At 42.4% G+C, this 25,917-nt stretch carries 20 protein-coding genes; 4 read left to right on the forward strand and 16 right to left on the reverse strand.

What is annotated here, in order from left to right; genetic code table 11:
* Positions 1–22 precede the first annotated feature (22 nt).
* From FD724_RS12870 to FD724_RS12885, 4 genes are all read right to left on the reverse strand, one after another.
* On the reverse strand, positions 23–280 hold the full coding sequence (locus FD724_RS12870; RefSeq protein ID WP_100901828.1) for a BrnA antitoxin family protein: 258 nt from the start codon (positions 278–280) through the stop codon (positions 23–25).
* Between the two features lie 3 nt (positions 281–283).
* Complete coding sequence (locus tag FD724_RS12875) at positions 284–550, reverse strand: BrnT family toxin (protein ID WP_179072902.1); 267 nt, start codon at positions 548–550, stop codon at positions 284–286.
* An 83-nt stretch (positions 551–633) separates the two neighbouring features.
* The gene (locus FD724_RS12880) at positions 634–909 is read right to left on the reverse strand and encodes a LapA family protein (protein WP_114084375.1); all 276 of its coding nucleotides are present in this window, start codon (positions 907–909) and stop codon (positions 634–636) included.
* An 86-nt stretch (positions 910–995) separates the two neighbouring features.
* Positions 996–2,411: a phosphoglucomutase/phosphomannomutase family protein gene (locus tag FD724_RS12885; protein ID WP_179072903.1), complete on the reverse strand. Its 1,416-nt coding sequence runs from the start codon at positions 2,409–2,411 to the stop codon at positions 996–998.
* A gap of 146 nt (positions 2,412–2,557) precedes the next feature.
* On the opposite strand from FD724_RS12885, the gene FD724_RS12890 reads away from it, so the two are divergent.
* Entirely contained in the window at positions 2,558–3,418 is an 861-nt protein-coding gene (locus tag FD724_RS12890) for a PD-(D/E)XK nuclease family protein (protein WP_179072904.1), read from the forward strand.
* Here the strand turns inward: FD724_RS12890 and FD724_RS12895 are convergent.
* Positions 3,408–4,796, reverse strand: coding sequence for an ATP-binding protein (locus FD724_RS12895; RefSeq protein WP_114084378.1), 1,389 nt, complete (start codon positions 4,794–4,796; stop codon positions 3,408–3,410). The two genes, FD724_RS12890 and FD724_RS12895, sit on opposite strands and share 11 nt — an antisense overlap.
* Positions 4,797–4,986: 190 nt before the next feature.
* Positions 4,987–6,657 (reverse strand): transglutaminase family protein, encoded by a 1,671-nt coding sequence (locus FD724_RS12900; protein ID WP_179072905.1) that lies wholly within the window; start codon positions 6,655–6,657, stop codon positions 4,987–4,989.
* 637 nt (positions 6,658–7,294) lie between these two features.
* Between FD724_RS12900 and FD724_RS12905 the strand changes: the two genes are divergently transcribed.
* Entirely contained in the window at positions 7,295–10,153 is a 2,859-nt protein-coding gene (locus tag FD724_RS12905; protein WP_179072906.1) for a cation-translocating P-type ATPase, read from the forward strand.
* Positions 10,154–10,299: 146 nt separating this feature from the next.
* Entirely contained in the window at positions 10,300–11,424 is a 1,125-nt protein-coding gene (gene recF / locus FD724_RS12910; protein WP_179075496.1) for a DNA replication/repair protein RecF, read from the forward strand.
* 97 nt (positions 11,425–11,521) lie between these two features.
* On the opposite strand, the gene FD724_RS12915 is transcribed toward recF, so the two are convergent.
* Positions 11,522–11,980 (reverse strand): MgtC/SapB family protein, encoded by a 459-nt coding sequence (locus tag FD724_RS12915; protein WP_179072907.1) that lies wholly within the window; start codon positions 11,978–11,980, stop codon positions 11,522–11,524.
* Positions 11,981–12,898: 918 nt separating this feature from the next.
* Between FD724_RS12915 and FD724_RS12920 the strand changes: the two genes are divergently transcribed.
* A complete protein-coding gene (locus FD724_RS12920; protein ID WP_179072908.1) occupies positions 12,899–15,247 on the forward strand; it encodes a putative PEP-binding protein in 2,349 nt (782 codons plus the stop codon).
* A 33-nt stretch (positions 15,248–15,280) separates the two neighbouring features.
* Here the strand turns inward: FD724_RS12920 and FD724_RS12925 are convergent, their stop codons facing one another.
* The 9 genes from FD724_RS12925 to FD724_RS12965 form a co-directional block, all read right to left on the reverse strand.
* On the reverse strand, positions 15,281–15,592 hold the full coding sequence (locus FD724_RS12925; protein ID WP_256874547.1) for a hypothetical protein: 312 nt from the start codon (positions 15,590–15,592) through the stop codon (positions 15,281–15,283).
* A gap of 58 nt (positions 15,593–15,650) precedes the next feature.
* Positions 15,651–16,823 (reverse strand): hypothetical protein, encoded by a 1,173-nt coding sequence (locus tag FD724_RS12930; RefSeq protein WP_179072909.1) that lies wholly within the window; start codon positions 16,821–16,823, stop codon positions 15,651–15,653.
* A gap of 228 nt (positions 16,824–17,051) precedes the next feature.
* The gene (locus FD724_RS12935) at positions 17,052–17,708 is read right to left on the reverse strand and encodes a DUF1361 domain-containing protein (protein WP_174708844.1); all 657 of its coding nucleotides are present in this window, start codon (positions 17,706–17,708) and stop codon (positions 17,052–17,054) included.
* 873 nt (positions 17,709–18,581) lie between these two features.
* On the reverse strand, positions 18,582–19,745 hold the full coding sequence (locus FD724_RS12940) for a hypothetical protein (RefSeq protein WP_179072910.1): 1,164 nt from the start codon (positions 19,743–19,745) through the stop codon (positions 18,582–18,584).
* 137 nt (positions 19,746–19,882) lie between these two features.
* On the reverse strand, positions 19,883–21,775 hold the full coding sequence (locus FD724_RS12945) for an iron uptake porin (protein WP_179072911.1): 1,893 nt from the start codon (positions 21,773–21,775) through the stop codon (positions 19,883–19,885).
* Positions 21,776–21,987: 212 nt separating this feature from the next.
* Positions 21,988–22,464, reverse strand: a complete 477-nt coding sequence (locus tag FD724_RS12950; RefSeq protein WP_179072912.1) for a hypothetical protein — start codon at positions 22,462–22,464, stop codon at positions 21,988–21,990.
* Between the two features lie 277 nt (positions 22,465–22,741).
* Positions 22,742–23,506 (reverse strand): energy-coupling factor ABC transporter ATP-binding protein, encoded by a 765-nt coding sequence (locus FD724_RS12955; RefSeq protein ID WP_179072913.1) that lies wholly within the window; start codon positions 23,504–23,506, stop codon positions 22,742–22,744.
* A gap of 36 nt (positions 23,507–23,542) precedes the next feature.
* Entirely contained in the window at positions 23,543–24,196 is a 654-nt protein-coding gene (locus FD724_RS12960; protein WP_114085387.1) for an energy-coupling factor transporter transmembrane protein EcfT, read from the reverse strand.
* The gene (locus FD724_RS12965) at positions 24,189–25,112 is read right to left on the reverse strand and encodes an energy-coupling factor ABC transporter permease (protein WP_179072914.1); all 924 of its coding nucleotides are present in this window, start codon (positions 25,110–25,112) and stop codon (positions 24,189–24,191) included. Before FD724_RS12965 ends, FD724_RS12960 begins: the two co-directional genes overlap by 8 nt.
* Positions 25,113–25,917: the final 805 nt, after the last annotated feature.

Raw genomic sequence — 25,917 nt, forward strand, 5'->3', positions numbered from 1 at the left:
TCTTAGGCAAGCCAATATATCCTCATTTTCCAATACGCTCAAGTTCCTCTCGCAATACTCGCCGTAATGTCTCTTCTAACGGTTCACGGCGCTGCTGAATGTACTCACGCAAGGCATCGTTAATCAAAGTTTGGTAATTTCCCCCACCTGCTGCGTGAACTTGGTCACGAAACCATGCTAGTACTTCGTCATCTAGGCGAATTGTAATTCTAGTTTTGCCTGTTGGTGTTGATTCAATCGCTCCCCGCTTGCCCTGGCTAAAATCATACTCAGCTTCCATCACTTATCCCTCCTCATACTGCTTTTGTTCATAGCGCGTAGCTTGGCGGGCATAAATCAATCGAATCTCATCATTGCGCCATGTATAAACAACTACTAGAACTCGATTGAAAGCATCTATCCCAATAGTGATAAATCTCTCTTCATCAAAACGTTCATCTGTGATGGTAATTGCTAAATCGTCAGAAAACACGGTTACTGCATCAGCAAAGTCAACGCCATGTTTGCGAAGATTGGCTGCTGCCTTATCCCTATCCCACTGATACGCCATCTAAATCTATTGTATGCACATTTGTGCATATTACCAGATGAAGATTACTTAACTGGTGTAATTCTATGTGTTTTTTTCAAACCTCAAAAATCTTCATCGTCAACAAAAAATTCCGCATCGTCTTCTAATCGAGAATTACGCTGCCCAATACCAGCAAGTCCCCACAGAGGTTGCAGCAGTGCCATGCCAATTAACCCTAAACAAGCACTAAAAGCTAACACTAAACCCAGTGGTATCTGAATCGATTGGAATGTTAAGAATTTTAACGATACGGGTGTGGCATTTTGAACTGAAATAACTGCGATCGCGATTACCCAAACCGCTACAACTAGAGATGTCAAAAAAGGAGCGATTTTCATACTTTGAGCAAAGTTAGGAGTGAGATAACTGTTAATAGGAGTTAAGAATTATTAATTTACAAATCTTAATTTTTCACTGCTAATTCTTATCCCTCTAATTTAGCAATAACACTCTCTAACTCTTGGGCAATTTGGGTGAGTTTTTCGGGAGTGTTGGTTTCTAGGTAGACGCGCACCAGTGGTTCTGTACCGGAAGGACGCAGTAAAACCCAGCTACCTTCTTCTAAATACAGCTTAATACCGTCTTTACGCCCGACTTCCTTGACTTTAATTCCTGCTACCTCTGGAGGTGGATTTTTAGTAAAGGAGTTGATGACGGCGATTTTGTGCGCCTCTGTGAGGTGCAAGTCTAGGCGGTTATTGTAAAGTGGCCCATCGGCTTCAGCGATCGCTTCCTTAACCATCTGACTTAAAGGTTTACCTTCATAAGCGATCGCTTCTGCCACCAGCATATCGGCTAATACCCCGTCTTTTTCGGGAATATGCCCAATAATACTCAAACCGCCTGATTCTTCTCCACCAATTAATACGGCAGTTTCCCGCATTTTTTCGCCGATGTATTTAAAACCAACTGCTGTTTCGTAAATTTTCAGCCCATTTTTAGCAGCGAAATTATCCAGCAGGTGGGTTGTAGCCACAGTGCGGACTATCGCGCCAGTTTTACCTTTGTTTTTAATTAAATGACGTGCTAGAACTAACAACACAGTATTCGGAGTGAGGACAGTTCCTTGTTCATCAACAATACCAAAGCGATCGCTATCTCCATCCGTCGCCAAGCCCAAATCAGCTTGATCGCGGACTACAGCTTCCACTAACTCAACTAATTGTTCTCCTTTGGGTTCTGGCATTCCACCGCCAAATAAAACATCCCTCCAATCGTGGAAACTTTCTAACTGAACACCACTATGCTGCAAAACTTCATCTAAATAGCCACGGGAGGTAGAATACAAAGCATCGTACTTTACCTTTAAATTAGCCCTTTTGATCTTTTCTATATCAAGTAGAGTGTAGATAAATTGCAGGTAATCAGGTTTCGGATCGAAAATTGAAATTGAACCTGATGGGTTACTTCCAGGTAACTCATCCGATGCACTTTCTATATTTGCCACAATAGTATCAGTAATCTCTGGAGTGGCAGGCCCAGCATAATCGGGTATATATTTAATTCCACAGTAAGGTGCTGGATTATGACTAGCAGTAAACATTAACGCCCCTGCGGAATTTAGATGACGGGCGTTGTAGGCAATTACTGGTGTGGGGCAATCCCGAACGGTAATTTTCACAGTCCAACCCAAGTCTGCCAGTACTTGGGCCGCAGTTTTGGCAAACTGGTCAGCTAAAAAGCGAGTATCGTAGGCAATAAGTACAGGTCTATTTTTTGTGTAGGCTGTTTCCAAGTAAGTGGCGATCGCCCTTGTTACTTTTCGCACGTTGGGGAAAGTAAAGTCATCGGCAATAATCCCTCGCCATCCATCGGTGCCAAATTTTATATTGCTGGACATTTTTGCCGCTTGCTCCCGTACATTATCAGTACTATAAAAGCTTCCCGCAAAGCTTGTGTAGCAGCAACTATCCTCCGAAGTTCTTTTCTAAGTAAGCCTTAGTTTAAACTTCGCCCCACCGTATTTTCTCTCACTGTTTCTGAGCAATGTCAACCCCCGATCGACCTTTTGCCAGTTATCACCTTTGGTCTCTAGTTGCCCCAGCGACCGGGCAAGAACGCTGGCATTGCCAGATGAGACGGGGGTTTATCAAAGCACGGCAACACGAACCACAAGTCAAAGCACTGCTAGCGCAAGCCACTGCACCCCAGCGCATTGGCATACTCGCCCAAAAAGGTGTTTATGAGTTTCATCATCATAGGCATTTGCTGAAGCAATCAGATGGTGTAGAAAGAGTTGCACAGCTACTTAAGTTAGGCAATTCAAGCGTTCAAGTCCAGCAACGCGTCCTGCAAATTTTGCAAAAATATCATGATGCGCCGTTGCTTTTGGATAAAGATATTATCCAATTAACTCCGGGTGATGAAGGCTTTCCTAAGCCAATAGTAGTTGAGCAAGAGGATTATTGCTTTCGGTTATATGCGGCTATGGACTGCGTTTTCATTGAATCTGATAGGACTTTACATATTTTAGATTTCAAAACAGGTAAGTCAGCTTTTGACAAACGACAGGCATTAGTTTATTTGCTCGCTGCTCGTTATCTTTACCCTGAACACGAAGCTGTCGCATCATTTTATAATTTAGAAATATGTAAAAAGTCTGAGTTAATTAGCATCAATAATAGTGAATTAGAATCTTTAAAATTTGAGTTAGCTAATATTGCCCATAAGCACCAGCACGATTTGCAAAAATATCAGGAAAAAACTACTAATTTTAGTAAAATTTTTCCTCCTAATCCTGGTTCTCACTGCCGCTTTTGTCCATTTAACTCAATCTGCGAATTTGCCGATTTTAAGCAACATCAGTCGTATCCACTGCCCAGTTTAAGAGTTAATATCAGAGGTTAGAAATTTGACGTTGTTGAATGAGGGGAATGCGAATGATAAACTCAGTACCAACTCCTGGTTGCGAAATGCATTCTAAAGAGCCGCCATGTCTTTCTGTGATAATTTGGTGACTAATAGCCAGCCCCATACCCGTACCTTGTCCAACGGGCTTGGTCGTAAAAAAGGGATTAAATAGTTGCTTTTTAGCATCTTCTGGTATTCCGAGTCCGTTGTCGGCAATGCCAATTGTGACTTGATTTGGTGTTAGTAATTTGGTGCGAATATAAATTCGAGGATTATCCGTTTTTAGTCGTTTTTTTGTTGTCCACCGAGATATAACCAATGAATCTTCTAAAGCATCGATCGCATTCACTAAAATATTCATAAATACTTGGTTTAACTGCCCAGCATAACATTCAACCAAGGGGAGATTGCCATATTCTTTGATCACCTCAATTTTCGGGCGCTGGTCAGTAGCCTTGAGGCGGCTTTGGATAATCATCATCGTACTATCAATTCCCTCATGGATATCAACCCGTTTCATTTCAGCTTCATCTAAGCGCGAGAAAGTCCGCAGGGAAAGCACAATCTCTCGAATCCGCTCTGCTCCCATCATCATCGATTGGAATAATTTGGGTAAGTCTGACCTTAAGAAGTCTAGTTCAATTAAATCTGCAAACTCCTGAATTGCCTTGACTGATTGGGGATAATGTCTTTGGTAGAGGTCTAACAGTGAAAATAAATTTTTGGTGTATTCATCAGCTGGGCTAATATTGCCGTAAATAAAGCTAACTGGGTTGTTGATTTCATGTGCCACACCTGCAACTAGTTGACCCAAACTGGACATTTTTTCGCTTTGGATTAACTGAGTTTGGGTATTTTGTAGTTTGGATAATGCTGTTTCTAGTTCTTGTGTTTGCTGTCGTAGGTCTGCTTCCGCTTGTTTAAGCACAGCATTACTATGGCGCAGGGCGGCTTCTACCTGCTTTTGCTCTGTTAAATCACGAATAATCCCAACTAAGAAACGATTACCTAAATCATCCTTAAACAAATATTTTTTGGTCAGGATACAGTGTGTTGCGCCATTGGAATCTGTAAATAATTCCTCGTTTTCATGAGTTATCCCTGTAGTGAAAACCAGTTCATCTTTTTCCCAAAACACATTAGCTTCCGCTTTGGAAAAAACATCATAGTCAGACTTACCAATTAATTCTTCTCGGCTATACCCGATGAAATTACAAAAGGCATCGTTAAGTAGTATCCACTGATGTTGGTCGTTTTTAAGAAAAATGGGGTCAGATATACCATTGATCATCCGCAGCAGAAAAGCCAGCGAGAAGTTTTGCTGCTGCGTATATTGTTTGTCAGAGAAGTCATTCAGAGATTTCCAATCATTCATGCCCTTAGTCTGAATCTAAAATGTTGTTTTCATGGTTGATGAATAGGAAAAACCACTAAATCAACATAGCCTAAAAAGCAGATAAAAACCTCAGCGATCATATCGCTGAGGCTCTAAAAGACTGGCTCAATAATCCTGAAAAACAGGAGCTAATTAAAAAGCATAATTCGGGTAAATAAATCGAAGAAATTCAAAAGGGTGGTAATTCTTTAAGAATTGTGAACCGAATATGATTAATCGCTAAATCACCGATGGGGATATCTTCTTTGGTTAGCCGCGCACCTTGACTTGTCACGGTTTCAAAAGTGATACCTTTGCCAATTTCAATGTGATACCAGCATAAGCCCATAAAAAAGCGCGTCGGATAAGGCCCACCTTCACCTATATCGTCAGGATTTGATTCCATTGGCAACCAACCAAAATTCGGGACGTAGAACTCCAGCCAAACATGATTAAAGTCTGGTTGTAGTGGTACTCCTAGTAAGTCACTATGGGGAGGACATTTGTACCTACCTACGGTGCGGCAGGGGATGCCATTTAAACGGGCTAGGGCAAGCAATACGCCGACATATTCCCCACAGGAACCAACGCCCCGTTCTAAAACTATATCTGGCGTGTCGATGTAAGGTTTAATACCGTAAGATAACTGGTCGTATACGTAGTTGCGGATGCTGTGCATTTTTCGCAGTACATTTGTTTCAGAACCAATTGCTTCTCTGGCGGCACGGCGAACAATGGTAGTATCCATTGCTAAATCGTCGTCATCTACTAGGTAGCGTGTTTGTAATTCTGGAGATAGTTCAGGTATATCTTCAACATCTCTAGGCGTGATGCGATACTTAATTCCTCGAACTTCCACAAGTGCTTTCCAGCCAAATATATGCCGTTCACCTGGGGCAAGAGAATCAAATTTAAAGACTGCTACACGTTGCCCTTCTATTACTTCTTCTGTAAAGGGTATACCAATTGCTTCAACGTGTTTCACCTTTTGACGCTCAGTTTCCGATGGTAGGGCAATGCGCCATTCGACATCAGGTAAATACACCTCGTCTAAGGGTGCAATTTCCTCAGCATAAGACATTTCAATGAGATAGCCATTAGAGAGGGCGTAGCGCTTATCTGGCTGGTAATGATAATGCAGGGGATGAATAAAAGTTCGATCGCGGAATGTTAATTCATGACTGGGATCGGCATTGGGGTTATCCCGGATATAAGGCTCCTCTGAGGCGTAGGCAACGTAAATACTTTCTTTACCTGTTTCGCCATTTTTATGTATCGCTATGCCTGTAGGACATTCAAACGGTGTCAGGACACTAAATTGCAGTTCTCCTGTTGCCCTGTCCATTGCGTACACTGATTGTTCGGTGCGATCGCAAATCCATAGCATTTCTTGGTTAACGGCTAAATTCTCTATTCCAACTCCAGGGGCATAAAATCTCGTAATCTCTTTTCGTGTTTCGCGGTCATAAACCAAAATGTAGCCCAGCCGTTGGCAGCTGACATAAACTGTTGTTTCCCAAACAGCAACGCCATCAGCCGGATAAGGCAATGTCACGAAATGTTCCAGACCCAAAGCATTGAGCTTGCACAAGTAAACACTATTTTCGCGGCTCACCCACAGGGAATCTTCCCACACCGCTATACCAGTGACATCGGTAAATTCTTTAACTTGATGGGGATTGAGAATTTTGCTGTTGTCAGAGGTGGGATCAATCTCCAGTAGATGCCCTTTAATACTGTCAATGGCAATGAGTCTATCTTTAATGAAAGTAATGCCACACAGGGTAGCAGCAGTAAGCGGTCGAATTGTTTTTTGCCCAAACATCTGGCTAACGGTCAAAGTGGGGAGTGCAAAACTCATATTAAGCATATTTATTGAATGGTTTAGCACGCCTGGGTAATTCAAAATTCAAAATTCAGCTGGAAAAGTTTGCTAGATTGGGAAACCCTAATGGCACTCCAGTTTACTTGAGCGGCGAAATACGCAAGGGACTGGCTCAACTTTCCGCAAAATTAAAAATGAAGAAATGCAATCGTGCCATACATCCTGGCTATTGACTACGGGATGAAATGAAAGGAATGGCAGCCTAAAATTAATTGTGACATATCCTCTGTAACAAAGCTTCAAAGCTCTATTACTCATAATTATCGGTAAAATGTGTTCCGATCAACTCTTTCGTGAGAAATAATACTATGTCAAAATGGGGGGATTTACAAATGTTAAGAATTACATATACATTTATCAAGCAAGACAGGAGGAAAAATATCCTCACTCTTGAACTGCTGTCACCAGAGCAAGCTTGGGTTTAAAACCCCATTAACGATAGTTCAATGACTTCAATGACTTAAATTCATCCGGGGTCAAATCCCCAACTGAAAAGTTCCTTCCGTCTCCTTCACATATCTAGGCGATCGCCTTAATGTAACTTTAGAAGATGGAATTCCTGCCATCACTAAATTATGATCGAATTTTGTAACCATTTGCTGTGACCTACACGATGTCTGCTAATTCTCTGCCTGAAGGTGCCGCCGTTTGGCATAGTTTAGAAGTTGATAAAGCGCTAGAACTGCTCGATAGTAATGCAGACAGTGGCTTAACACCTCAAGAAATTCAACAGAGGTTGCAAAAATACGGCCCCAACGAACTTGAAGAAACTGCTGGCCGTAGTGCTTGGGAAATTCTGCTAGATCAGTTCAAGAACATTATGTTGTTGATGCTGATTGGCGTAGCTCTGATTTCTGGGTTTTTAGACCTGATGGCTTTGCGGGCGGGCGATTTGAAGCCCGGTGAAGTGCCATTTAAAGATACGATCGCTATTTTAGCAATTGTGATTCTCAATGGCATACTCGGCTATGTCCAAGAAAGCCGTGCCGAAAAAGCCTTGGCAGCCCTGAAAAAAATGACTTCTCCCTTAGTACGGGTCATCCGCGACACCAGACTGGTGGAGATAGCAGCCAAGGAACTAGTTCCAGGGGATGTAATGCTGCTGGAAGCTGGAATGCAGATAGCTGCGGATGGACGTTTAATAGAACAGTCTAATTTACAAGTGCGTGAGTCGGCATTGACTGGTGAAGCCGAAGCGGTGAATAAACAGGCATCACTAAAATTGCCAGAGGAAACATCATTAGGCGATCGCCTTAATGTCGTGTATCAAGGAACCGAGGTAGTCCAAGGACGCGGTAAGGTTCTGGTGACTAACACCGGCATGACTACAGAATTAGGCAAAATTGCTGCGATGTTGCAGGCGGTGGAAAGTGAACCTACACCCTTACAGCAACGCATGACTCAACTGGGTAATGTCCTGGTTACGGGTTCTTTAATTCTCGTGGCGATCGTCGTCGTTGGTGGTGTCATCAAGGACGGAGGTTTTAAAAACATCCAAGAACTTTTGGAAGTTTCCTTGAGTATGGCGGTTGCTGTAGTACCAGAAGGTTTACCAGCTGTAATTACCGTTACATTGGCACTGGGAACCCAGCGAATGGTGCGCCAAAATGCCTTGATTCGCAAACTGCCAGCAGTAGAAACATTAGGTTCTGTAACCACCATCTGTTCTGATAAAACCGGCACCCTGACTCAAAATAAAATGGTGGTGCAATCGGTTTATACCAATGACAAAACTTTTCGTGTCACCGGCGAAGGTTATGCTCCTACAGGGGACTTTCAGTTAGATGGTCAAAAAGTTTCCTTAGAGGAGTCTCCAGAAATTTCCGCGTTATCAGTCGCCTGTGCTGTTTGCAATGATTCAGTGTTGCAAAAAGAACAAGGTGAATGGGCAATTTTGGGAGATCCGACAGAGGGAGCATTAGTTACCCTGGCGGGAAAAGCCGGAATCGAAAAAGACCAGTGGAACAGTAAGTTACCTCGCGTCGCTGAGTTCCCCTTTTCCTCAGAACGGAAGCGGATGAGCGTGATTTCTCAAGTGGAGGGAGTCGCCACAGGTGAAGCGTCTTCGAGAGGCGTTGACCCAGCGATCGCCGGTTTTCTCCAATCTGAACCTTACTTAATGTTTACCAAAGGTTCTCCAGAGTTAACCTTGGCACGTTCCACTCAGATTCATTTGGGCAATCACTCAGCCCCCTTAACCGAAGAACAACGCCAGAAAATTTTGGCAGAAAATGACCTGATGGCAAGTAAAGGTTTGCGGGTACTAGGTTTTGCCTACAAATCTCTCGCGGAAATTCCACCGGACGGTTCAAGCGAGGCATCTGAGCAAGAATTAGTGTGGCTGGGATTGGTAGGAATGCTGGATGCGCCACGCCCAGAGGTGAGGGCAGCAGTCCAAGAATGTCGAGATGCAGGTATTCGCCCAGTGATGATTACTGGCGACCACCAATTAACAGCACGAGCGATCGCTACCGATTTAGGAATTGCCCAAGAAGGCGATCGCGTTCTCACCGGTCAAGAATTGCAACGGATGAGTGATGAGGAATTAGAGCAAAACGTTGACCTAGTAAGCATTTATGCTAGGGTTTCCCCAGAACACAAACTGCGAATTGTCCAAGCGTTGCAACGTCGGGGACGGTTTGTAGCGATGACGGGCGATGGTGTTAACGATGCCCCAGCCCTCAAACAAGCCGATATTGGTATTGCAATGGGCATTACTGGCACTGATGTCAGTAAGGAAGCCAGCGATATGGTGTTACTTGATGACAACTTCGCCACCATTGTTAGCGCCACCAAGGAAGGTAGAGTTGTTTACACCAATATTCGCCGCTTTATTAAATACATCTTGGGCAGTAACATTGGCGAAGTTCTGACCATTGCAGCCGCACCCTTAATTGGTTTGGGAGGCGTTCCCCTTACCCCCTTACAAATTCTCTGGATGAACTTGGTGACAGACGGTTTACCAGCCTTGGCATTAGCTGTGGAACCTCCAGAACCGGATGTGATGCAACGTCCGCCTTTTAGTCCCCGCGAAAGTATTTTCGCTAGGGGATTGGGTTCTTACATGATTCGCATTGGGATTATTTTTGCCATTATCACCATTGCCTTGATGTGGTGGGCTTATCAACATACCCATGCTGCTGGGTATCAAGGCGATCCCGAAACTTGGAAAACAATGGTATTTACGACCTTGTGTATTGCCCAAATGGGTCATGCGATCGCTATTCGCTCCAATAACCGACTGACTATCGAGATGAATCCCTTCTCCAATATTTTTGTACTAGCGGCTGTTGTCGTCACCACGATTTTGCAGTTGATGCTAATTTACGTCCCACCCCTGCGAGATTTCTTTGGTACTCACTACCTCAATATGCAGGAATTGGGCGTTTGTATTGGCTTCAGTGCCTTAATGTTTGTCTGGATTGAAGCGGAGAAAATATTTCTGCGGATTATGGGCAAGAAGGCTGTGTAAATTGGGCATGGGGAATTGGGAATGGGAAATGGGGAATGGGGCATTGGTTATTCTCTTCTACCCCTCTAATCTTTTACTTCTTATTTTTCTCCATCCTTCCTAATGCTCAATTCCCAATTCCCAATTCCCAATTCCCAATCCCTGCTATGTACCTGAAAACTCTAAACCTCCGACAATTTCGCAATTATCAAGACCAAAAGGTTGAATTTAATGCTGCCAAAACAATTTTGGTAGGTAATAACGCTCAGGGAAAATCGAATTTGTTGGAGGCGGTGGAGTTGCTGGCGACATTGCGATCGCACCGCATGACCCGCGATCGCGATTTGGTTCAAGAAGGGGAAGCTATAGCCCAAATTAATGCCACTCTTGAGCGACAAACAGGCGTTAGTGACCTGACTTTAACCCTCCGGCGCAATGGTCGTCGGAGCGTTGCTCTCAATGGTGAGTCTATCCGCCGTCAAATGGATTTTCTTGGCGTTCTCAACGCAGTGCAGTTTTCCAGCCTGGATTTAGACCTAGTACGCGGCGGCCCGGAGGTTCGCCGCAACTGGTTGGATACACTCTTAATTCAACTCGAACCAGTTTATGCTCACATTTTGCAGCAGTATAATCATGTATTACGCCAGCGCAATGCCTTTTTAAAACGCCATGTAGAGACTTTGGATGCAACGTCTCTGCACTCAGAACTAGCTGTGTGGGATGCACAGTTAGCTACCACAGGAACCAGGGTAATTAGAAGACGCGATCGCGCCATCCAAAGATTGGCTCCTATTGCTAGTGCAAGGCATACCAGTATTAGCGGCAGTACAGAAATTCTGCAAATCAATTACGTGCCTAATATTCCTTCAGAGGATAACCATCCAGAAGAAGTACAGCAAGCTTTTTTAGCAAAAATCCAGCAGCGAGCCGTTGCTGAAATGCACCAAGGTACTACTCTTGTCGGCCCCCATCGAGACGAAATAGAATTAACTATTAACCAGACACCCGCTCGTCAATACGGTTCTCAAGGTCAACAACGAACGCTGGTTCTAGCTTTAAAATTAGCCGAATTACAATTAATTGAGGAAGTCGTCAAAGAGCCACCATTGCTATTACTTGATGATGTTCTTGCCGAACTAGATTTATCCCGTCAAAATCAATTGCTTGATGCTATTCAAGACCGCTTTCAAACCTTAATTACTACCACTCACTTGGGTTCTTTTGATTCCCAGTGGTTAAAGTCATCCCAAATTCTTTTTGTGAAAGCAGGAGAAATAATCCCAAATTTTTGACATCCTCACCGCCGTGAACGCACGGTGATTCTGGAGTAAGGAGTAATAAGTAATAAGTAATGAGTAAATACCCATTTTTCATTCACTCACTACTCATTTATTGATGTTTTTCTAACCTTTTAAAAACGTTGAGAATCAGAAAAGTCAGCAGAGTACCAATCAATCCTAACTGCCACAAACCACAACCGGCTGCAATTCCCAATGCAGACGAAACCCAAATAGCTGCTGCTGATGTGAGTCCGTGAATTTCAAGTCGCTGTGATTCTTGAGAAGATTGGCGCACAATTTCTCCAGCACCGAGAAATCCTACACCGGCTGCAATTCCTTGAATGACGCGGCTAAGTGCATCAGGACTATTTTGCAGCCCTTCTGTTTGCATAATTATCAAGGTAAACACAGCTGAACCTAGACTCACCAGCGTGTGAGTTCTTAAACCGGCTGGTTTGCGGCTAATTTGGCGTTCTAAGCCGATAATCGCTCCTATAAATAATGCAAAGCATAATCTGAAGCTGATATTTAGCCAATCATTAGTTGCAATGTAGTAAGTGTTTGGCAATGTTTAGTCTGGTGTAAATAATTTTATATAAGCTAAGTGGGCGTAAATAATTGTCGTTGGGATCAGGCAATAGGCAATCTTGCTACAGTCAATAGGTATAAGGGTTTTAGCCTAGTTCATTTTTCTTTACATAGTTTGATTCTATTGCGCCAACTTATTTACATAGTACAGCAAGGGGAAATCCAGTTACCATCTCAATTAACAAGACTTGGGAAAAAATACCTTTGTTAAAGGTTGGCAAATTTCCGCCGTGTTGTACTAGGTTAATTATTAATATTTTTACCAAATAGTGCAAAAATATTTTACTCTTTATATTGGTGGAGTCTAATTCAACGGGTGTAATTGAAAGTTTATATCATCTAGTCATCTGCTTTGTTTTTTGAACTTAATCTTGGCTTAAGAGGATGTTTGAAAAGTCCTCTTCTCGGTAGTGAAAAGTTCTAGATCCCCCTAAATCCCCCTTAGAAAGGGGGACTTTGATTCCGGTTCCCCCCTTTTTAAGGGGGGTTAGGGGGGATCAATAGGTACCTAAAATCACAGCCAACCACTTTTCAAACATCCTCTAATAGGCAATAAGGGTTTTTTAAAAAATCAAATACAAGTACTAAGTTTAGATTATTTCAATTCAGTGATACTTTTTTAGATGTAAATTAACATCTTCCATTCTTAAGATTATTTTCCAATTAAGATATTTTGTTATCAAAACCAAACAAAGTTTCCGTTATTAAATTATGACAGCGATCGCAATCTGGGTAAACGACATGAATTTTAGCTTGATTAAATAGTTATCTCAACTATTTTAAATGAATGAACTATAAAAGTTTACCTTAAATTGCTAGATTTAACCCATACACTAAATAATTAAATGTGATACTGACATCTACAACTCTGGCTACAAATAGACAACTAACAAATTGAGTGGACAAACTCTACTGGCTAGACCAAATTAAATTACAAGACCGCGCCAAAGTAGGTGACAAAGCATTTTACTTGAGCAGAATCATGCAGCGTGGCTATCCGGTGGTGCCTGGTTTTGTCGTTTCGGCAGAAATTTTGCGGCAATTTCTTGAAAATCTCAATAGTTCAGAGTCATTAGTAGCTGACTTACCCCATTCTTCGTTACATCTAGATGTTGCTAATTGGCGGCAACTTCAGCAGGTAGCTGGTCGCTTGCGCCAAGAAATTCTCACTGCGACTGTGCCGCAGCAGTGGGTGAGTACAATTTTCCAAGCAGCTAAGGAATGGCAAACTAGCTGTCTGATTCTTCGACCTACCTTATCAATATCAAATGCTACTCCAGGTATAAAGAATATATCTGGTTTGCTGGAGTCGGTGTTTTGCCAGTGCGAACCTGAAGCGATCGCTTGGGCATTAAAGCGCACTTGGAGTCAGATATTTCGTGCCAGAAGTCTCCTATATTGGCAACGAGCAGGAATTAATCTGCAACAAATAAATCTAGCAGTTTTGGTGCAACCTGTTGAGAATGCGATCGCCAGTGGTTTGCTCAAAGCCAACTCCTCTGGCTGGGAAATTGAGGCTACTTGGGGATTAGGAGTTGCGATCGCTCTTGGTGAAGTCCAGCCAGATATCTACTACATTCAACAGGCAACTGGAGTTGTGCTTGAGCAACATTTGGGCAATAAAATGCTGGCTTATGGCGTGAATGATGCAGCGCCTGAAGCTTTTTCGCAACCCACACCTAACTCAGTACTAACACCAGATCATCTTTCTCTAAGTACCTACGTACTTCCAGAAGCCCAACAAGAACAGTACGCTTTACAAGAAGAATATTTACAACAAATAATTGCTTTAGGAACTCAACTAGTAAGTGAACTAGGTAAAACTTTTACCATTAAATGGACTATTGCTCAACAAACCACATCTAACAAGCTCTACATCACACAAGCTAGTTCTCCCCAATCTGTAATTCCCCACGGACAATTCATTAGGGGACTAGGAGCAGCAGGGGGACGTGTTGTGGCCAATGCCTTAGTAATTCTTCATTCACAACAGAAACCCGAACAACTACCCAAGGGTGTGATTTTAGTAGTACCAACAATTACTCCTGATTGGCTACCATTACTACACCAAGTTGCTGGTATTATCACAGAACAAGGTGGATTAACCAGCCATGCCGCAATTCTTGCTAGAGAATTAAGGATCACAGCAGTAGTAAACGCAACATCTGCCACAACCTTAATCCAAACGGGCGAACGACTACTGCTTGATGGCGACAGAGGAGAAGTTTATCGCATCAAAGGAGACTCAAAGGAGGAGATAGAGAAAGAGAGAGAAGAAAAACTTCTTTCCCCACATCACCCCAACCCAAAAGCGCCCTATCCTACTTTCACTTCTCATCTACCCATGATTGCTACCCAACTACTGGTTAACTTGAGTCAGTCCAGTTTAATAGAACAAGTGCAAAGCTTCCCTGTGGATGGCGTGGGATTATTGCGCTCAGAATTGATGGTATTAAATATATTGGACGGACAACATCCCAATAGTTGGATTTTAGGCGGTCGTCAGGCAGAATTATTAGAGTTATGGTCTGAGCAGATTATGCAATTTGCTCGTGCTTTTGCACCAAGACCAGTTTTTTATCGTTCCTTAGATTGGCGATCGCAGGATTTACCATCATTGAGTGATAATTTAGAATCTTCACCCCAGTCGATGTTGGGTGAACGCGGCACTTTCAGCTATTTACGAAATCCCGTAGTGTTTGAGTTAGAACTGCAAGCTTTGGCAAGGGTACAGCAGGCTGGTTACAGCAATGTCAACCTACTATTACCTTTTGTGCGGACTGTAGAAGAATTTGTCTTTTGCCGTCGCAAAGTTGAGCAAGCTCTTTTAACCGAGGTGTCGCAGTTTCAATTGTGGATGATGGCGGAAGTGCCAAGCGTACTATTTTTGCTGCCGGAATATGTGAAAGCAGGCGCAGCCGGAATTTCCATTGGTACAAACGACCTAACCCAATTATTGCTCGGAGTGGATCGAGAACAAGGACAACTAGCAAAAGTATTTAATGAACGTCATCCCGCAGTTATGGGTGCGATCGCTCAACTGATCCAAATGGCTAAAAGTGCCGGTATACCTTGTTCAATCTGCGGTCAAGCACCAGCCCTTTATCCAGAAATCATCGATAAATTAGTGGAATGGGGCATAACTTCTATTTCCGTTGAACCGGAAGCAGTGGAGCGAACATATCAGGCGATCGCTCGTGCTGAACAACGCCTAATTTTAGCAGCAGCACGACGAAAGCTTCAGTAGTTAGAAGTTATAAATTAATTGCTCACTGCTAATTTATTTGATGTAACCTGTTTCGCGCAAAAACTTACGTAAATCGGCGAAGAATTTAGTACGGTCGCTTTTTTTATAAGCTTGTTGTACCCGTTGCCAACCATCCTGTCCTTGATTCAGCAAATATTTATCCGCCAAATAAGCTGCTAAAAAGCCCTTACCATCATCACCTGGCTTCTCGTAAGATATTTCTGCCCGCACATTGCCCGATTGCCCAATTATTGTTTCTGCTGTTGCAGTCTGGGTAAATACAGCCTTTGTACTGAAAAGAGCTAAACCGATTAGAGATTGCGTGATCGAGGAGCGAATTGTCATGATCGTTGGTGTTATATATAGCACATTCACCTTTATACAACACCGTCAAAATGTTTGTTCAATATCGATAAATTGCTACAACAGGTGTGCTATATGGAATCTGTTCAAAGGGAGCAGCGTAAACCGTGCCACCATTTAATAAGGTATGAGCAGCAACAAAATCCAACAAATCTTCATCACCAGCTTCTTTTTCTGGGTGCAAATAAACCGTTTCTGAGGTTGGATCGAATAAACCCCACTGTTGTTGACCAACTGCAACTAATAATGAATCCACTCGTTGGTAATAAGCTGCTGAGACAATTTCTTTCAGGTTGTTAGATGCTTTACCAGTATCACCACCAAACAATTCGTGAAATTGCTCTAAAAACTCTTCTTGAGACTTCTGGAAATCAGCCTCGACAATCGGCCAAGCTTCATTATGCAACTCTTGGGCACTGAGAATTTCTGGATTACCAGTAATAGCTTCATCCATCAAATGCTGGTAAGTATTTGCCTGTCTATATAAAGGCAAGAGATACTCTACCCCAGCCAGTACCAAAGGCGCTTTTTGCAATTTCAGTTTTTCGTGTAATGCGCGATCGATAATCTGAAAGAATTGTAGTATGTATTCTTGTTGTTTATCTCTGTCAGGACTTCCCTGACCGTGAAATGTGCCTGACTGTGAAAAAGGATTAGTGGTTCCTCCTTTTGATGGTGCGAGGTGGAACTCACCTTCTTGGGCAGTCTCGTCTATTTGCAGAGCTTCATCTCGACTTTTAGGGAGATTTTCTACTTCCACCTCTTTGACGCTGTAGCGTGTTCCTTCAAAGAATCTGACATCTTTTTGGCTCAACGCCAGCATATAAAAGCGACCATTGCCATTTAAAATTGGCAGCAGTGGTTTGATGTGAAATCGGTCTGTAACCACAACCAACTCTTGAAAATCAATTGGCAGCGTATAATAGCGAAAAATATTTTCAGAAATAAAAATCGCTAACCCTGGCTCTCCCTTTTGCTCCCAAAACTCTTGGGTATCAATTTCATGGGATTTTTCCAATAATGCGATCGCATCTTTTTCCTCCAAACCCGCATCAATTAAACGAGTCTCCGCTTCCTTGACCAAATTTTTAAAGCGAATTGGATTTTGTCGCACTTCTGGCCCGGCTGGGTGCATTGGCATATAAATTGAAACACAATTCCCTTTTGGCTGTTCTATTAATGTCTTTATTTCTTCTCTAGAAATTAATTCCATAAGATACCCCTCCTATAAACGGATCAAAAACATCAGATCAGATCATCGATATTCAACGATCTGATAAGACATTATTCTCAGATGGTGGCAGTTAAAGTCTAACCGTTTGCTTCTGAATTTATTTCACCTTAAGGAGGGTTTAGTTGCATCTTTCTTTTGATAGGCAATATTCATCAATGGAATTACTAATGAAAACCCCAAATTTAAAATCTGAAATTGCTAGGAACATCAAATGTTTGGCGTGTTAGAGTTAGTGCTTTCTGACTTGATACCGATTCTACTACCTGGCTTGCTAAGACCTAAAGTTACTCGTTTCATAATCCAGTACAAACCTGCAAGTACCACAAAGGTGATAGCAATAATTACCAAGGGTTGTTTTCCCAGAATTTCTTCTACTCCTTTGGTAAGTACGGCATCGGGTTGAGTAATAAAATCCCAACTGTTGAAACGTAAAAATCGTCCCCAATAAACACCAACAGCGCAGAGAAAATGTGTAATTAACTCAACGCGCCAAATCCATTGACTCTTACCGATGCGATGTAAGTAGTAACCCCAATTAATTAACGATATTACGTAAGCTTCAAATCCACCGAGAATTACTAGCAAATACAGAGGTATGAGTATTAAAGTAATCATCCACACAGATTGAATTGTGCGGATATCATCTATCAAGTGGATTACATCGGTCAACAAATACGGTGCATTTGGTAAGAAAGCATAGAAAACTAAGAATCCTAGCCACCAAAGCCAAGTGCCACCGCGCCTCATGCGAAATAGCCACACACTCAAAGCCAAAGGTATAAAAGCCAGAAATAAATTCCAAGTCATCCAACTCATATTAATTTGCAATACTTGTATAATTCTGGCTATCAATTCTTCTTTCATAGGTGCTAACTCAGAAGATGTTTGATTGTTTTAGATTGACTCTGTAATGTTAGTGTTAATAACCTCAGTGATTGACTGATGAAATTTTTTACCCCCAAGGAAATTTATTTACTCTAAGACCAGACAAGGCTTTTGTGTCGCTTAAAAGGAAATGCACACTTAATATTATGTCTGAAATTTCTAGTTTTTATGTGTTTCATACTGGGGGATGAAATTTATCAATCAATCAGCTTAAATCACTAGTATAGCCAGAAAATCATCAGGGTAAAATCTACCACTGAGACGAAGCCTGAGCAAATAAAACGCCACTAATAACTTCTAGTGGACTTTTTTAATTGCAATGTTGCCTCTGTCCTGGGTATCATACATATTGATTCCATTTTGTCCTGCTAGAGTTCCAGAAGCACCTTAAAACTTTTGCCAAGACCACACCCCAAACTCTCTCAGTTTACAGGGCTATGCTGTACATACAAGTCTTCTAGAGTCGTTTCACAGGCTTTTGATCCGCTTAAAAAAAGAGGTGGTTTCATACGAAGAAAGAAAAATACATAAGTCTAGATTTTTCATTTTGTGGCACGGCTTTTCCCCCTCTCCAAACCTCTCTCCGCTTCGGGGAGAGGCTTTGAAACACCGTTTTAGTTTTCCTCTACTTGTATAAAACCACCCTAAAAAAAGGCTACGGTGTACACACAAGTCTTTAAAAGTTGCCCCACAAGCTTTTGATCCCCCCAACCCCCCTTAAAAAAGAGGGCAAAAACCTCTCAAAGTCCTCCAATTTATCGGAGGATTTAGGAGGAGCTACAACATTTTGGTTTTGTAGAGAGATGTGTACACCGTAGCTAAAAAAGGGGGGCAAAAGAAGCTCTCAAATCACTAACGTACTAGTACTCGACTATGGGGGCCGATCGCTTGTTTGGGTGAAGCGGGTATTGTGCAGCTATTGGTAGAATCCTGTAAACAAGCAGCTTGAACAAGGGTTGCAGGGTTAACCATTACTTGATTACCCTCTAAGGAATTACCGTTACTGAATTCCATATTAGGTGTAGTAGAAAGGGATGGAGAATTACTCCTTGTAGCTGTCGGGGAAGCGATCGCACTTCCATTATCAACTACTGGTGTAACAGTGAATTCATTTCCACCATCAACTATTGGTGTAACAGTGAATTCACTTCCACTATCAACTATTGGTGTAACAGTGAATTCACTTCCACCATCAACTATTGTTGGCAGAGTAGATGTACTACCACCGCTAATTACTGGCGGGGGAGTAGGTGTACTATCACCACTAACTACGGGTGTAGGAGTTGGCGTACTACCACCACCAACTGGTGTGGGAGTTATAAGAGTTGCATTTGCAGGTACTTTGATGGTTATCCTCGCTAGGGGGGAGTTAGTCATTTCCAAAGAAGTCACCTTTGGCGAACCTGGGATATCGGACTTGAAATCAAAGACAGTGGGGGTTGCACCACCATTGCGATCGCTATATCGGACTCCATATCCACTCACTTCAAAGGTTCCTTGATATTGATTTCCGGTTTTTGGATCGGTCACAGTACCAGTGTATAAGGCTTTTGTGAGATTAAATTCATCCTGAACTACTCCTTGAAATGTGGTTCCTGCTAATCTTCCCTGGTATTTATAGGGTGTTAACTCACCACCAGAGAGAATCGGCGAATTCAGAACGCCATTAAAGGAGACAATCGGAATGCCTTTAAAGTCAACAAAGTAATGCAGGCTACCATCAGAGCGTGTTTGTACCTTCACATAGTCTGACTTGTATACAGGAACGTAATTAGGATTGTTCTTTGTACCTAAATTCCGTGAGTAAGTCCCTGCGTCATCTGTATCAACACGAGTCGTACTGCCATTGAAATTAGGATTAATGCTGGGAAGTTGGATAGTACCTGATAATGTACCAGTGCTTTGAATGGTGATTTGAGCAAAAGCACTTGTTCCAGATGAGGCGATGATGGCTGCGGCTAAACTGCTGCTACTAACAACTGCACAACCCAATTTAGTTAATGAATCTAATTTCATGAAAAATTTGCTCCTTTAATCACATATAAAAAAATACGCGCAGCTTCTCGTTCCTTCTATTGGGCGATGCAAGCATTTCATACTGAATTAGTCAGTACAAAAATAGCGCTTTTTATTACATTTTCATCGGTATAAAGTTAAAACCGGAAAGTTGCTCTTAATGCTCCAACGACTAAAGTATCGTTAGCAGCATTGTGATCGGGATTGAAAATGACGAATAAGCCTGGAGTCAGGGCGATATTATCACTCAGTTGGGCGCGGTAAAAAAGTTCTACGTGAATTGATGTGTCACTACGTCCACCTGCTGTTCCCCCATCAGAAAACTTGGGAAAATTGAAGCCATCGGGTAAAGTACTCGAAGTAATTTTGGGCGGTTGTCCGACGAGAACGCCCCCTAAATTTCCAGGACGCAGCAAATTGGGAAAGGCCGCGAACACCATCCAGTTTGTAGTTTCTACACTTCCAGGAAGGTTGAATGGTTTGGAAGAAGTAAAGCCACCCCAACCGCCCAATTGCAAGTTAGGGTTGATTCGCCAAGCAACGGTAGCGCCAATGGCTTGGGTATCAAAAGCTGTTGCATCTGCAAAAGGCGAAATCAGTTGAGAATCGCCGATACCACTTCCTAATAAGCCATCTGGGGAGTGGGAATAAAGATAATGTACGCCGATATCGATGTTATCGGTGGGCGCTAAACTTAACTGAGTGCCAGCAGTAAATCTACCGCCGAATAGTCCGCCCTGATTGATGTTGCCAGAAAAACTAGGAATTTCTGCACTATAAACGCCTTGCAAACTGATGCGATCGCTAATTTGCCAATCAAAGCCTATACCACCAGTGCCGTTGCCAATACTTAAAATCGGGTTACGCTGACCAAATAGAGAAATTGCACCGTCGCTAGAACCTTCTAAAGGACTAATACCCCGAAAAGTGTTGATGGGGTTGACTCCCGCCGTACCTACGACAATTCCGAAGTTATCCGAGACGACAAATCGATAAGATAAGTCACTAACAACTAGATTGTTGTCTGTATTTGACTCGAAACCCAACCGCCCCATATTGGTAGATAGCAACGCTGCATTAGAACCCAAATTACCCGCAGATAGCCCTGTTAACAGCAAATCTCGCCCTGTAAATGAAGTTGCTAAGGTTAGTTGGGCACTACTTGTAAAAGTCAGATTGGTTTTTCCCTGACGTTCAGGAACTCCATCTCTAGGAAACAAATCCACATCGGGGTTATTGGTTCCCTGAACGCTAAAAACGGCTTGACCAAATAATCTGGTAGTTGTGGAAAACTGATTGGCTTGTAATTCAGTAGTCCGGTTTTCTACAGCCTCAACACGCTGCTGTAATTGCTGCAATTCTGCTTGAAATTCGCTTTGCAACCTTTGCAGCAGGATTAAATCTTCACTATTAACAGTATTAATTTTATTATTAGCGTAGGCGTAGCCCGCCGCAGGCATCGCTTCGTTAATCTTCTCTAAACAAGCGTTTAAACCAGCCGCAAATTCATAACGACTGATGGTGCGGTTTCCCAGATAATTCCTATCGTGGTATCCCGCAATGCAGCCATAGCGTTCTACTAGAGATTGCAAAGCATCAAAAGCCCAGTCGGAAGGTTGCACGTCTTTAAGTTGTGACACCGATGTGACTTGAGACATTTGGTTGTCTGAGTCTGGAGGCTGAGGAGATAGAGAGAATTCTTCTGTGTTTTCCTGGTTCTGGACAACTTCTATTACAGCTTGAGTATTTTTTAACTCAGGTAAATTAGGGGAATTTATAAATTGAATTTTTTCTCTGCTTTTTTTAAGTATATTTTCGTACTTATGCTTTGTAGCTGATGAAGTAGTTATATCTGGCTGCACAAATTCAGGTGGTGTAATTTCAGCAGGCGATAGAACTTGAGATAAATTTTCTTGTGTTGACTGCTGCACCAGATTATCTGGCGTGATTACAGGCTGTTCTGGTAAATTAAGGGCAGAGATTGGCCCTGTTGCTAGCACACCCGCCATCAGTAGACTAATATCACTCATGGTATTTCATTTGACTTACACCAATATTTCTTTTGACAGACAAAGTTGGTGTATATCAGGAAATTTCATGAAAAAAGAGTGATAAAAATTACTATGGCTGTGGTTGGGGAGAAGGGGGCGGGGGGAGCAGGGGAAGCAGAGGGAGAAGAACTATTTATTGATTCTTCAGCCATACCCAATGCCCAATTCCCAATTCCCAATTCCCAGATAAATTATTCTGGCTCGCTACAATACTTATTCATCTGATTGACTAACGTATCTGACTTCTTGCCAAGAGTTGTAGCTGTTGTCAGTGCTGAGTCAATTTCGGTTCTAGCCTTTTGGATTTTTTCTCTACCCGATTCTGAAGCTTCTGCTGTCTTGGTTGCACCAAGCGCTCTACCGGCTTTGGCGATCGCTTGACTAAGATTCTGAAAAATATTGACAAAACCGCTTTGATATTCTTTCAGCTTGGGATCTTTTAAATTCAGTTCCTTAATCGATTTAGTCACAAATTCTAAATCTTTAGACAGTTGTATGCTGGTGATGACTTGCCTTCCTTTATTGTTATCAATCAGAGAAGTTCCGGCATTTACAACTCGAATCAGTCGCTGGCACTGAGAAACTTTATTTTCGCTGCAACTGGTAACGAACAAAGCGATGCTCAGGCTAACAGGAGCAATAACAGTATATTTATGTAAAACAGACATTAACACCCCAACAGCAATAAAACCCAAAATATAGTATCTAATATTACGGGCAATGGGCAGAGAGAATAGTGGATGATTCTTTAAACTCCACTTCTGTGCCCATGCCCGAATGACACTAAGATAAGCGCAAACCCCTTATTAACCGGCTTTTGAGTGTGGGGAGTGTGGGGAGAGAGGGGAGTCAGATTTCTTCCCCATCCTCCCACACCTCCCACACCTCCCTCAGACAAAGGTTTCACGTTTTCCTAGTACCATTGGCCCATGCCCCAATCTCAAATTACCAATCTATGGGCAAACCTAACTGGTCTAAAGTAGCACCATCTTGCAAAAGTGGCTGAATATTGCCGTCTATTTGAATTCGACCACCAGACAGCACTAAAGCGCGTTGCGTAACTCTACCTAACCAATGTAGATCGTGGGAGGCAATTAACATCACCTGCACTGGTAACTTTAACAACACTTGCGCTAAATGTCTTCGCCATGCTGGATCGAGACCGTTAGTCGGCTCATCCAAAATTAGAATTGTCGGGTCTAGGGCTAAAATTGAGGCTAGGGCAGCAAGGCGTTTTTGTCCACCAGAAAGTTCGTGAGCGGAACGATTAGCGTAGGCTTCTAGTCCGAAATCAGCTAATAACTGCCGGGCGCGATCGCTAGCCTCTGCTGGTGAGATTCCGTAGTTGCGTGGGCCAAAGGTAATATCTTCCAAGATGGTGGGCATAAATAGTTGGTCGTTGGCATCTTGAAAGCTAAAGCCAATTTGACGACGTATTTGGGGTAGAGTTTTGGTTTCTAGCGGGATGCCATTAATGGTAATTTTCCCCGTTTGGGGTTGTTTTAAGCCGATTAGGTTCTCTAGCAAGGTGCTTTTTCCAGAACCAGTTGCTCCCATCAAGGCGACGCGATCGCCTTTATTCAAAGTAAAAGAAATTTCTTGTAATACTGGCTCCTGGCGAGAATAGGCATAGGCCAAGTTCTCAACTTCAACGACAGTTACGTGGGGGTTGTGGGTTGGTGGTTGGGGATTAGATGTCAATGATTTCAAGATTCACAAACTCAATATTGCGGAGTGAGGATTGGGTTAAATTTTGTAAGAAGTTAGGGTTACAGTAGCAGCGATCGCACAAGCTAGTAATACGGCAAAACGCTCTTTCGGTCTGAGAGGAGAATCGATGGGCAATTGCCCGTTGTAACCGCGAATTACCATTGCCCCATACACTCGTTCTGCCCTATCTAGACTGCGGAGATACAAGGCTCCAATCATGGCAGCACTAGCGTAGCGCAACCATCCCGTAGTTCCATTCAGACCACGTAATTGAGCGCTGCGCTGCATCCGCGTTACTTCTGAGAGCAAAATTTCCATATATTGCCCAGCTAACAACAAGTTTTCCTTTAAAGGTGCTGGTACGGGTAAGCCTTTCAGGGCAATACCAAAGCTGTGGGGCGGTAAGGTTAACAAAAAACTATTCATAGTAACTAGACAAACCAGCGAACGAAGCAGTAAAAAGCTGGCTCTTTCCCATCCCAAAGGCAAGGCTAGCAACGACAAAAAAATCAATTCTGTACCGAGTAATCCTCCCAAGTGGCGAATTGATACGCGCAACAGCCAAGCCCACAAAAGTGCGATCGCGGCATATACACCTAAGCAATACCAAGCATGATATTTTAGTAACGCTGCTCCCACCACAATCACTAGAGACAGCTGCAAACGTAACGGTAAAGAAAGTTTAAGCATTCTTCGGTTTCACCACCTTGGCAATCCCAAAGGCTACAGCAAAGCAAACTGTAGCTCCCATAAGTCCAGCGATACTAGTACCAATCGGCCCCAAACCCTTAATAGTATAGTCAGCTAAGGGAGTCGGCACAATTACCCGGACTTTCGCAGCTAAATCAATGAAACCTGTATTTTCAGCGACTTTTTCTAAACCATCAGGCCAGGCTGAGGCAAAGAGTGACAGCACTCCTGCAATCAAGAAAATGGTGACAATAGGCACTGACCAGCCGCGAAATTCCTGCTGTTCCCCTGGTAACAAATCTGGTCGGGCTGTAGCTAAATAAGTCAGCACACCCCCAGTAATTATCCCTTCGCCAATGCCAATCAAAATATGTACGCCAGTCATAGCTGGTAAAACTATGGCTACAGGTGCAGTACCAGAGAGGGCTAACTCAATAGCACAAGCTATAGCAGCTACCACTACACTTACACCAGCAGCTATACCAGCAGCTAGGGGTAAACGCCCTTTAAATCCCCCCAACAGCCGTTGCAAGGTTTGGGTTAAAATCCAACCTACCCAAACACCAACTACTGCCATATTGAAAATGTTTGCTCCCAAGGCTGTAATGCCACCATCAGCAAATAGCACAGCTTGAATAATTAAAACTGTGGCAATACACAATGTCCCTGCCCACGGACTACCCAAAACGATCGCAGCTAAGGTTCCTCCTAATAAGTGACCACTAGTACCTCCTGCTACCGGAAAATTGATCATCTGGGCGGCAAAAATGAAGGCAGTGGTTAATCCCAGTATGGGCGCACGACGAATACCAAAAGCTTCTTGCGATCGCTCGAAGGCAATAAAAAGTGCTGCTACACTGGCTAAACCAGTAGCCCCTGCCACCGGAACAGAAACAAATCCATCAGGAATGTGCATGATCTACCCTGTATTTTTTAGATGTTTATTTACTCAATACCAGCAATAAACAAAGGCATTAAATTAATAACAAACAAAATTTTCACCTTTTTTGCAATGCCCTCTTGGGGGATTTTATGCTGTTACTTTTGAGAGATTTACAATCCAATGGCTGCTAAATAGTATACTTAATTTACACGAATATTAATTTTTGTTAATTTTATTTTTATATATGTCGAGAAATTCTTGGAAAAGTCCAAATCTCTTGACTTTAAGAAGCTAATATGTATCTGATTGGGACATTCTGAATGCCAAAAAGCTTGCTAGTATCGTGCTTTTTATCTATGAGGCTACTACACAAACATTTTGGATTTTGAATTGCTTTCTAGCTCTTATGGTTGATAAGATAATAATCGCCATTTAAGGCGGGTTTCATTGATTTTAACTACACTTTTTATGGCAACACAGCGTTACTATGACCTAAAAATATTTAACTATATAGCTAAATATCAAGGTAATTTAGCTGTATTCAATAATAACTCAGGATTCAGAATTCGATTACTTCTTAATCTGTACTCATTACTTTTTTGTTGACCACCAATTTTAAAATTTGGTAAACTAGTATTTTTTTTACTTATAGTTATTAACCAACTAATGATTTTAGATTAGTATAACTAATATACTAATCTAAAAAAGTCTTTACATAGTCTCGACCAACTGTATATTTGCTGACTTCGCTGCCTTAATGGTACAGTATTGATTAATTTTTGGGATAAAAAATTGTGTAAGCGTTGATACGTAACACAAAATAGTGGTTAAACTTAAA

Source organism: Nostoc sp. C057, assembly GCF_013393925.1.
GTDB classification, from domain to species: Bacteria; Cyanobacteriota; Cyanobacteriia; order Cyanobacteriales; family Nostocaceae; genus Nostoc; species Nostoc muscorum_A.